Origin of the sequence: Bacillus cereus group sp. Bc031 (assembly GCF_027716265.1) — a bacterium.
Taxonomy (GTDB): Bacteria; Bacillota; Bacilli; order Bacillales; family Bacillaceae_G; genus Bacillus_A; species Bacillus_A paranthracis.
The window spans coordinates 22,440-31,633 of the sequence record NZ_JAQFUL010000061.1 but is presented as its reverse complement, the minus strand read 5'-3'; the positions used below and the strand labels follow the sequence as shown (position 1 = coordinate 31,633).

The following is a 9,194-nucleotide window of genomic DNA, read 5'->3' as shown; positions in this document are numbered from 1 at the left end:
TAGCTAGCTTTTTAGAAAGAATAACGTTTTTTGTCACTTGGGGGTAGTGAAAATTCTTAAGTTGATGGGCATGGGGACAAGGTAACTTTTGTCAAGCAAGTGCAATCATTGTTCAACCAGATGCTGAAGAAACGGGTTCGAATACAAATGATTCGTATACAAGCGCAGTTTTAACAAACGAGACGCTAGAAAGTTCTGTAACAACGAGTGTAGAAACTTGTTGTCATACTTTTAAACCAAAATATTAACAATTATTCCACCTCATATACGTGAGGTGGTTTTTTCTTTCCCCCTTCTTATTTACGTCTTCTCTAATTCTCCCTATAATAAAGTTAACATTTTTATGAATACGAAGGTGAAATACTATGGCTAAAACAATTGCAGATATCGCCAAATTGGCTGGAGTTGCAAAAAGCACAGTTTCTCGTTACTTAAACGGTGGATATGTAAGTGATAAAACAAAACTTAAAATCGAAAGTATTATTCAAGAAACAAATTTTTCTCCCAATACATTTGCTCAAAGCTTAAAAGCAAAAACAACAAATTTAATTGGTGTTATTATCCCCCGATTAGACTCCTTCGCTACAATGAAAACACTTATCGGGATTGATAATACGTTACAGGAAAATAACTATCAAATGCTTGTAGCAAATGCAAATCAAACAATTGAAACTGAAATACAAGCAATGGAAAACTTTATAAAGCAAAGAGTAGCTGGCATTATTTTATTAACCAAAACTTTAACAAATAAGCATCAACAAATTATTGCTAATTCAAATATCCCTATTTTATTCGTTGGGCAAGAATATAAAGATCAATATTGCCTCGTTCATGATGATTATGATGCAGCTTATGAGTTAGGAGCATACGTGTTATCACAAGGTCATAGAAATATCGCCTATTTAGGAGTAGAAAAAGATGATATTTCTGTTGGTATAAATCGAAAAAACGGTTTTCAAAAAGCCATTGAAAATTTAGAACCAACTTGCAGTGTTTGTTATTACGAAACATCTTTCCAAATAGAAGATGCCATGAAACAAGTACAACATATTTTAGATAATAATCGCCCAACTCTTATCGTATGTGCTACAGATAATATCGCTCTTAGCGCAATGAAAGTTATTCACTCCCACTCCCTTTCTGTACCAGGTGATATTTCTGTAACAGGATTTGGGGGATATGATATTTCAGAAATGGTACACCCTAGCTTAACGACAATTGCGTTTGACTATGAGTATGCTGGAAAGCTTGCTGCCACTTCTCTTTCACAGCTTGTTGAAAACAAAACTATACCAAAAATATTACACTCTCGTTATACATTAAAAATCCAAGAAAGCGTTGACAAAATATAAAGGCGCTCTATAATAAAATTAAAACCGGTTCCACATTTTAAAAACAGGATTTTCAACATCATTTCCCTGTTTTTTATTTTAACTTATTACGGAACCGGTTCCATAAAAGAGAATTTATAGTAAGGGGGAATTTTTATGGATATGAAACAAATTGCAACTCAAGTATTACAGAACATTGGTGGAAAGGAAAACATTGTTCGTGCCACACATTGCGCGACTCGCCTTCGTCTTATATTAAAGGATGATACGAAAATAAACGCTGCAGAAATCGAAAACATCGATGGAGTAAAAGGTGCTTTCGCAACGACCGAGCAATATCAAATTATTTTTGGAACTGGCATAGTAAACAAAGTATATGATGAATTCTCAAAACTAATTGGGATAGCCGAACTAGATTCTACAACATCAAACGATATACCTAAGAAAAAAATGAATCCTATCGCCCGCCTAGCAAAGACACTATCCAATATTTTTGTTCCAATTATTCCAGCTATCGTCGCAAGCGGTTTACTTATGGGTCTACTCGGAATGTTGAAGGCGTTTAAATTAGTTCCTGGAGATCACTCACTTATCCAATTACTTGATATGTTCTCAAGTGCAGCTTTCATTATTTTACCTATTTTAATTGGAGTGAGTGCCGCTAAAGAATTTGGTGGAAATATTTTCTTAGGTGCAGTTGTTGGTGGTATATTAACTCATCCAAGCTTAACAAACCCTTGGACTCTTTCAAATGCAAAACCAACTGTTTTACATTTCCTTGGTATGGATATTGATATGATTGGCTATCAAGGTACTGTTTTACCTATTTTATTATGCGTATATGTTATGAGTACAATTGAAAAAGAACTTCGAAAACGTGTTCCGAACTCTTTAGATTTATTAGTTACACCATTCTTAACAATTATTATAACTGGCTTTTTATCACTTATTATTATCGGACCAATTGGATATAAAATCGGTGACGGCATTACGTACCTTTTAAATACAATTTATCAATTTGCAGGACCAGTAGCTGGACTTATATTCGGCGGATTGTATTCAACAATCGTTCTTACTGGCTTACATCATAGCTTCCACGCTATTGAAGCGGGCTTACTTGCAAATAAAGATATCGGTGTCAATTTCTTACTCCCTATTTGGTCAATGGCGAACGTTGCACAGGGCGGTGCTACTTTAGCAGTTTATTTCAAAACAAAAAACAAAAAAACGAAAGAAATTGCAATTCCCGCAGCAGCCTCAGCATTTTTAGGAATTACGGAACCAGCTATTTTTGGGGTCAATTTAAAACTTGGTAAACCATTTATTGCAGCCGCTATTGGCGGCGCAATTGGAGGCGCTTACGTTGTTTGGATGCAAGTGGCGGCTAATGCATACGGTTTAACAGGTATTCCGATGCTTACAATTGTTGCACCTCTTGGCATGATGAACATGATTCACTATATAATTGGCTTCACTATTGCAGTTATCACTGCTTTTGTTGCCACATTCATTTTATATAAAGAAAGTAAATAATAACGGGGTAAAAACTATGTCAAAATATAAAACAATACTGCAATCTAATAAAGACGAATTACATTCTTTATATGAAATTGCAAACCAAGATTCATGGAAACCAATTTATCATATCCATCCACCATTTGGATTAATGAATGATCCTAACGGTGTATCATACTACAATGATGAATATCACGTTTTTTATCAATGGTATCCATTTGGTCCCATTCATGGAATGAAGCATTGGGGGCATGTGAAGTCAAAAGACCTTATTAACTGGGAGCGTATGCCTGTAGCCATCATCCCTACTGAAAGCTATGAATCACACGGTGCATATTCTGGTAGTGCTATCGTAAAAGATGGCCTTCTTCATTTACTTTATACAGGGAATATAAAAAATCCTGATGATTCCCGTGATGCAAAACAATGTATGGCAACAATGGATTCACAATATACGATGACGAAATATAGTAATAATCCCGTTATTGATATAATTCCTGACGGATATACAAAACATGTACGTGATCCAAAAGTCTGGAAACATAATGATATGTACTATATGTTACTCGGTGCCCAACGTGAAAATAAAACAGGAACTCTATTACTATACAAATCACAAGACCTATACAATTGGCATTTCCAAGGCGAAATTACAACAAATTTAAAAGAATTTGGATTTATGTGGGAATGCCCCGATTACTTCCAATTATCAGGGAAAGATGTACTTCTCTTTTCACCGCAAGGAATTGAAAAAGACGGAGAAAACTTTCACAATGTATACAATGTCGTTTATGCTATAGGCCATTTCGATATTAAAAATTTATATTTCCATGTTGATTCCTATTACGAAGTTGATAAAGGATTCGATTTTTATGCTCCTCAAACTTTAGAAGACTTTACTAGTCGTCGCCTATTGTTTGCTTGGGCAGGATCAAGTGAAATCACATATCCTTCTGATGATTATATGTGGGCTCATTGCCTAACAATTCCACGTGAATTAACATTAGAAGATAACATCTTAAAACAAAAACCAGTTTCAGAATTAACAAAACTACGAACAACAAAAAAAGAAATCTCAGGAGATATAACAGCTGGATTAAATGTATTATCAACGCTTGATGATGAAGGCTCCTACGAATTAATTGCTTCCCTTAAAACAGAAGATGCAAAGTGTTTTGGGCTTTCTCTCTTCCACAATGAGGAGGAATGTTTTCCAATTACATTTAATCGGGAACAAGGTACTATTTCTATAGACAGGGGCAACTTCTACCATCAATTTGGCGGAGAATATGGATTTGAACGCTGTAAAAAAATCGATATTCAAGATACGATAGAACTACAAATATTTGTAGATAAAAGCATCGTGGAAATTTTCTTATATGATGGTTCAACAGTCTTTACTTCCCGAGTTTTTCCTCGAAAAGACATGAAACATCATATCGCAATCTTTTCAGATGCAAAACTAAACTTTACCATCACACAATATAAGCTGAAAAGAGGAATTATATGAGAAATGTCTTTTGTATAGGTGAACTATTAATTGATTTTGTGTGCCGAAATACTAACGTTTCTTTAGTAAACGGTTCAGATTTCGAAAAAAAAGCTGGTGGAGCACCCGCTAACGTTGCTGCTGCAATTACAAAATTAGGTGGACACGCTACATTTATGGGCCAAGTAGGAAACGACCCATTTGGTGATTTTCTTGAACAAACTTTACAGCGTGCGCAAGTCGATACTTCCATGCTCATAAAAGATAAACAAACAACACTTGCATTCGTATCCATAGATCAAGATGGCGAACGTGATTTTACTTTTATGCGTGGTGCAGATGGTGAATATCAATTCAATAGCATTAATTTATCAAAAATACAAACGAATGATTTAATACATTTTGGTTCAGCGACAGCTTTACTATCAAGCCCATTAAAAGAAACGTATTTCCAGTTGTTACAATATGCGAAAGATAACGGCCATTTTATTTCTTTTGATCCAAATTATCGAAGTGCACTCATTACAAATACAGAACAATTCTCTCAAGATTGTCTAACCTTTATAAAACATGCACACTTCGTAAAAGTAAGTCAAGAGGAGGCTACTATGCTCTCTAAAGAGAGTGATTTACAACAAGCTGCTCTCAAATTATTAAATTATGGCGCAAAAGTAGTAGCTATTACACTTGGAAAAGACGGTACCCTTCTAGCGACAAATGAAGGTCAAACCATTGTCTCTTCTATTTCTATTCAACAAGTCGATACAACTGGTGCTGGTGATGCTTTCGTCGGAGCAATGTTATATCAGATTGCCCAAAGTGAACACACACTTTCGTATCATTTCAAAGACTTAACAGCGTTTATCTCCTTTGCAAATAAAGTAGGCGCTATCACATGTACAAATTACGGTGCAATTGCCTCCCTTCCATCATTAACAGATATAAAAGCATACGACTAATCGTATGCTTTTTTACATTCCCCTCCAAAAATCATGCATAATAAAAAAGTACAAAATAACGAGAACGGCTGTCCCGCATAACGTAATACGCCGATATATACTTTTCTCCCCTTCCCTTGCCTTAACAAACGCCCAAATAAATCCGAAGAACAATATTAAATCAACGTATGGAACATAAAACGAAAAGACGAGAAACGCATACAAATACACGATAAATAAACAGGTCGTTACTAAGAAAACTTTAAACGCAAATTCACTTTTCATAATGTAACCGCCCCCTATCTGTACTGTATTATATTCAGCAAAGTACAATAGTTGCAGTTAAACTCGAAGTAGAAATAAGCTACCGTCTATAATACGGTAGCCTATTACGGAACATTATATTTTCGTTTATATATATTACTTAAAGCTGAAGAAGGAATTTGCTCATAACGAATTTTTTCTCCTGTTTCATCCACTATATACAAATTGTTTCCTATATAATATATTCCATCTTTTCGTTTTGAGTACACTGCATACCTTTCGTTTGGCAATACCGTTTTCACTTTCGTTAGCTGTCCATTCGGTTCTTGCCAATATATATCGGCGCGATCTACTAACGTAAGCATACCAATTTGCTCTTCTTCTACTTTACGACCATTCCAGCTCACAACACGATAACCAAGCTTATTCGCTTCATATTCCGGGCTCGTATGAAACCGAGAAATGATTACTTTCGTCTGTAATTGAACTCGGTCATATAACCACTGTATATCCCTGTCATGCATACGAATACAGCCATTTGATTCCCTACTTCCAATTGTCCATTCCCGATTTGTCCCATGAATCGCATATTCATTTTTATCTAGTCCAAGCCATCTCGTACCAAGAGGGTTATTTGGTGCACCACCAGCTATTTTTTTTCGATGGTATTCTTTATTTTTATATTTAGTTATAATACAAAAATTACCTTCAGGCGTAGGTGTACGATCTCTTCCAGTTGTTACGGGGAATGTTTTTGTATAATTTCCATTTTCAAAAAAAGACAACTGGTTTGTCGTAAGATTCACTAATATTAAATGATCTGTACTAGCAAAAGCACTAACCGGTAGAATGAAAAATAATAGTATGACGAAACATAGCTTTTTCATCTATACCCCCTAGCGCTCACTATAATAAGTGGAATTAACTTTACTTTGCTCTTATAAATGAAAACTATCCATTTACAATAACGCCCCCATTTACATGTATCATTTGTCCAGTAACATAAGATGAATCGCCAGACGCTAAGTATACGTATGCTGGCGCTAATTCATATGGTTGACCAGGTCTTTGCATAGGAACATTGCTTCCAAACTGTGATACTTTTTTCTCATCAAAGCTTGATGGAATAAGTGGTGTCCAAATTGGTCCTGGCGCAACACCATTTACACGAATCCCTTTTTGCACTAATGATTGAGAAAGTGATCTTGTAAAAGCTACGATTGCCCCTTTCGTTGCGGAATAATCAATTAACGTTTCATTTCCTTCGTATGCAACGATAGACGCGGTATTTATAATGACATCCCCTTGCTTTAAATGAGAAAGTGCGGCTTTCGCAACGTGAAAATAAGAAAAAATATTAATACGAAAAGTCTTTTCTAGCTGTTCTGCTGTAATATACTCTAGTCCTTGCTGCGGATATTGCTGCGCGACATTATTTACTAAAACCTGTAAACTACCTAGCTGCTGGACGGTCTCTTGAACAACATCTTTACAATGCTGTTCATCACTTAAATCACCCGGCAACAATACACACTTTACACCTTCTTTCTCAACATACTGCTTCGTCTCATTAGCATCTTCTTCCTCATCTAAATAAGCAATCGCAATATTTGCTCCCTCTTTCGCAAAAGCGATGGAAACAGCTCGTCCAATCCCACTATCTCCCCCTGTAATTAATACATTCTTTCCTTTTAACTTTTCGCTACCTTTATAATTTGGATCTTCAAACTGCGGAAGTGGATTCATTAATGATTCAATACCAGGCTGTTTATTTTGATGTTGCGCTGGCATTGTTACAAAGTTTTTTTGCTGTGGCATAGCTTCTTTCAACTCCTTTTCCTTATAATGTGCATAATAAAAACTGAAATTCACATATTGGTTTACGATTAATATTCGAATTTAAGACACAAAATATGAATTGTTGTAAACTTTTTATACAAAACTATTGCAAAATAGTTAAAAAACGAATATTATATATAACTGTTGTGAAAATTATTCGTAAACAGAAAGGATGTTTATATGTTTAACCTTTCAAAACATAAAACTTCTATTAAAACTGAAATTATGGCAGGTATTATTACCTTCTTAACAATGGCATATATCATTGTCGTAAACCCAGTTATCCTTGGGGATGCAGGTGTTCCATTTGAACAAGCATTTACAGCAACAATTATCGCTGCTGTTGTCGGAACATTATTTATGGCGATCTTTACAAACTTACCAATCGCAATTGCACCAGGTATGGGATTAAATGCTTACTTCTCTTACTCTGTTGTAAAAGCTCATGAAGGCATGACTTTCGCAATTGCATTCTCTGCTGTATTCGTAGCAGGTATGATTTTAATTTTGTTATCATTCACATCTTTCCGTACAAAATTAATGGAAGCAATTCCTGAAAACTTAAAACATGCAATTACTGCTGGTATCGGTCTTTTCATCGCCTTTATCGGTTTACGTTTAACAGGTATCGTTACAAAAAATGAAGCAAACTTAGTTGGACTTGGTGATCTTCACTCTGCTCCAGTACTACTAGCATTAGCTGGACTTGGAATTACAATTGTCCTTATGTCTTTAAATGTAAATGGCGCACTATTTATCGGGATGCTATTAACTGGTATTATCGCTTTCTTCACGGGACAATTATCATTCTCAAACGGTGTTACATCAATGCCTGGATTACCAGAAGGAATTATCGTCTCAAATCCAATTACTGCTGTATCTGATGTAATTAACTACGGATTATACGGCGTTGTATTCTCATTCTTCCTTGTTACATTATTCGATACAACAGGTACATTACTTGGCGTTGCTCAACAAGGTGGATTTATGAAAGATGGAAAGCTTCCAAAAGCTGGACGAGCTCTTCTATCTGACTCATTCTCAGCAACAATCGGTTCTATGTTCGGAACAACACCATCAACAGCTTACATTGAATCTTCTGCTGGTGTTGCAGCTGGTGGTCGTACTGGTTTAACAACTGTTACAGTAGCTGTTCTGTTCGCTCTAGCAGCATTCTTCGGACCATTAGTAAGTGCCGTTTCTGGTGTATCAGCTATTACTGCACCATCACTAATTATCGTTGGTAGTCTTATGATGGGGTCAGTTCGCCATATCGATTGGGACGCATTTGATGAAGCATTCCCAGCATTCTTAGTAATCTTAAGCATGCCACTTACATCAAGTATCGCAACAGGTATTGCACTTGGATTTATTTCATATCCACTTATGAAAGTGGCAAAAGGTAAATTCCGTGCTGTTCACCCACTTGTATATGTATTTGGAATTTTGTTTGCTTATCAATTGATATTCTTACCACATTAAAAAAGTAGAGCATCGGATTTCGATGCTCTACTTTTCTTTTATAACAATCATTCAAACTATAACGGTCCCTCCAAAATATGAAGGAGCTTATAATCTTTTAATATTTCTCTTCTACCTGTAATTCTTTACTATACTTTTGAATGAAAACTGACGAAACAACCATTACCATTCCTACACTAAATCCAATAAGCTGATCCAGTAGCATTTCATCATGAATGAACCAGCGCAGTAAAAATACCCCACCAAAAATAAGCATCATAATAAATCCAGTATGTCTAAGCCCTTTATATACATTTTCCATATGTATCACCTCTCCACATACTTTTATCCATATTA

9 protein-coding genes and 1 pseudogene are annotated in these 9,194 nt (G+C 35.5%); 6 read left to right on the top strand and 4 right to left on the bottom strand.

The genetic code is table 11. The features are described from left to right. Window positions 1-71 precede the first annotated feature (71 nt). The 5 genes and pseudogenes from PDQ33_RS20680 to PDQ33_RS20660 all read left to right on the top strand — a co-directional run. Window positions 72-248: pseudogene (locus PDQ33_RS20680) on the top strand (DUF1540 domain-containing protein); the annotation flags it as partial. Window positions 249-365: 117 nt separating this feature from the next. Continuing rightward, window positions 366-1,352 carry a LacI family DNA-binding transcriptional regulator gene (locus PDQ33_RS20675; protein WP_270756505.1) on the top strand — a complete coding sequence of 329 codons (987 nt, stop codon included), beginning with the start codon at window positions 366-368 and terminating at the stop codon, window positions 1,350-1,352. Window positions 1,353-1,487: 135 nt separating this feature from the next. Next, window positions 1,488-2,864, top strand: coding sequence for a sucrose-specific PTS transporter subunit IIBC (locus PDQ33_RS20670; protein WP_000367325.1), 1,377 nt, complete (start codon window positions 1,488-1,490; stop codon window positions 2,862-2,864). Between the two features lie 16 nt (window positions 2,865-2,880). Then, window positions 2,881-4,356 carry a beta-fructofuranosidase gene (gene scrB, locus PDQ33_RS20665; protein WP_000049744.1) on the top strand — a complete coding sequence of 492 codons (1,476 nt, stop codon included), beginning with the start codon at window positions 2,881-2,883 and terminating at the stop codon, window positions 4,354-4,356. Further along, entirely contained in the window at window positions 4,353-5,294 is a 942-nt protein-coding gene (locus PDQ33_RS20660) for a carbohydrate kinase family protein (protein ID WP_001246637.1), read from the top strand. The genes scrB and PDQ33_RS20660 overlap by 4 nt, the downstream gene beginning before the upstream one ends. A gap of 12 nt (window positions 5,295-5,306) precedes the next feature. Here the strand turns inward: PDQ33_RS20660 and PDQ33_RS20655 are convergent, their stop codons facing one another. The 3 genes from PDQ33_RS20655 to PDQ33_RS20645 form a co-directional block, all read right to left on the bottom strand. Next, window positions 5,307-5,558: a hypothetical protein gene (locus tag PDQ33_RS20655; RefSeq protein WP_000834195.1), complete on the bottom strand. Its 252-nt coding sequence runs from the start codon at window positions 5,556-5,558 to the stop codon at window positions 5,307-5,309. A gap of 104 nt (window positions 5,559-5,662) precedes the next feature. Further along, window positions 5,663-6,424, bottom strand: a complete 762-nt coding sequence (locus PDQ33_RS20650) for a L,D-transpeptidase (RefSeq protein WP_000732023.1) — start codon at window positions 6,422-6,424, stop codon at window positions 5,663-5,665. Between the two features lie 64 nt (window positions 6,425-6,488). Beyond that, complete coding sequence (locus tag PDQ33_RS20645; RefSeq protein ID WP_001136275.1) at window positions 6,489-7,355, bottom strand: SDR family oxidoreductase; 867 nt, start codon at window positions 7,353-7,355, stop codon at window positions 6,489-6,491. A 201-nt stretch (window positions 7,356-7,556) separates the two neighbouring features. Here PDQ33_RS20645 and PDQ33_RS20640 point away from each other — a divergent pair, with 201 nt between their 5' ends. Then, window positions 7,557-8,858: an NCS2 family permease gene (locus PDQ33_RS20640; RefSeq protein ID WP_000482726.1), complete on the top strand. Its 1,302-nt coding sequence runs from the start codon at window positions 7,557-7,559 to the stop codon at window positions 8,856-8,858. A gap of 97 nt (window positions 8,859-8,955) precedes the next feature. Here PDQ33_RS20640 and PDQ33_RS20635 read toward each other — a convergent pair whose 3' ends face one another. Then, complete coding sequence (locus PDQ33_RS20635) at window positions 8,956-9,159, bottom strand: hypothetical protein (RefSeq protein ID WP_000432811.1); 204 nt, start codon at window positions 9,157-9,159, stop codon at window positions 8,956-8,958. Window positions 9,160-9,194: the final 35 nt, after the last annotated feature.

Excerpts from the sequence above, each read along its gene's own strand:
- PDQ33_RS20655 (WP_000834195.1), bottom strand. The coding sequence starts at position 5,558 with ATGAAAAGTGAATTTGCGTTTAAAGTTTTCTTAGTAACGACCTGTTTA.
- PDQ33_RS20670 (WP_000367325.1), top strand. The coding sequence starts at position 1,488 with ATGGATATGAAACAAATTGCAACTCAAGTATTACAGAACATTGGTGGA.
- PDQ33_RS20640 (WP_000482726.1), top strand. The coding sequence starts at position 7,557 with ATGTTTAACCTTTCAAAACATAAAACTTCTATTAAAACTGAAATTATG.
- scrB (WP_000049744.1), top strand. The coding sequence starts at position 2,881 with ATGTCAAAATATAAAACAATACTGCAATCTAATAAAGACGAATTACAT.
- PDQ33_RS20650 (WP_000732023.1), bottom strand. The coding sequence starts at position 6,424 with ATGAAAAAGCTATGTTTCGTCATACTATTATTTTTCATTCTACCGGTT.
- PDQ33_RS20660 (WP_001246637.1), top strand. The coding sequence starts at position 4,353 with ATGAGAAATGTCTTTTGTATAGGTGAACTATTAATTGATTTTGTGTGC.
- PDQ33_RS20635 (WP_000432811.1), bottom strand. The coding sequence starts at position 9,159 with ATGGAAAATGTATATAAAGGGCTTAGACATACTGGATTTATTATGATG.
- PDQ33_RS20645 (WP_001136275.1), bottom strand. The coding sequence starts at position 7,355 with ATGCCACAGCAAAAAAACTTTGTAACAATGCCAGCGCAACATCAAAAT.
- PDQ33_RS20675 (WP_270756505.1), top strand. The coding sequence starts at position 366 with ATGGCTAAAACAATTGCAGATATCGCCAAATTGGCTGGAGTTGCAAAA.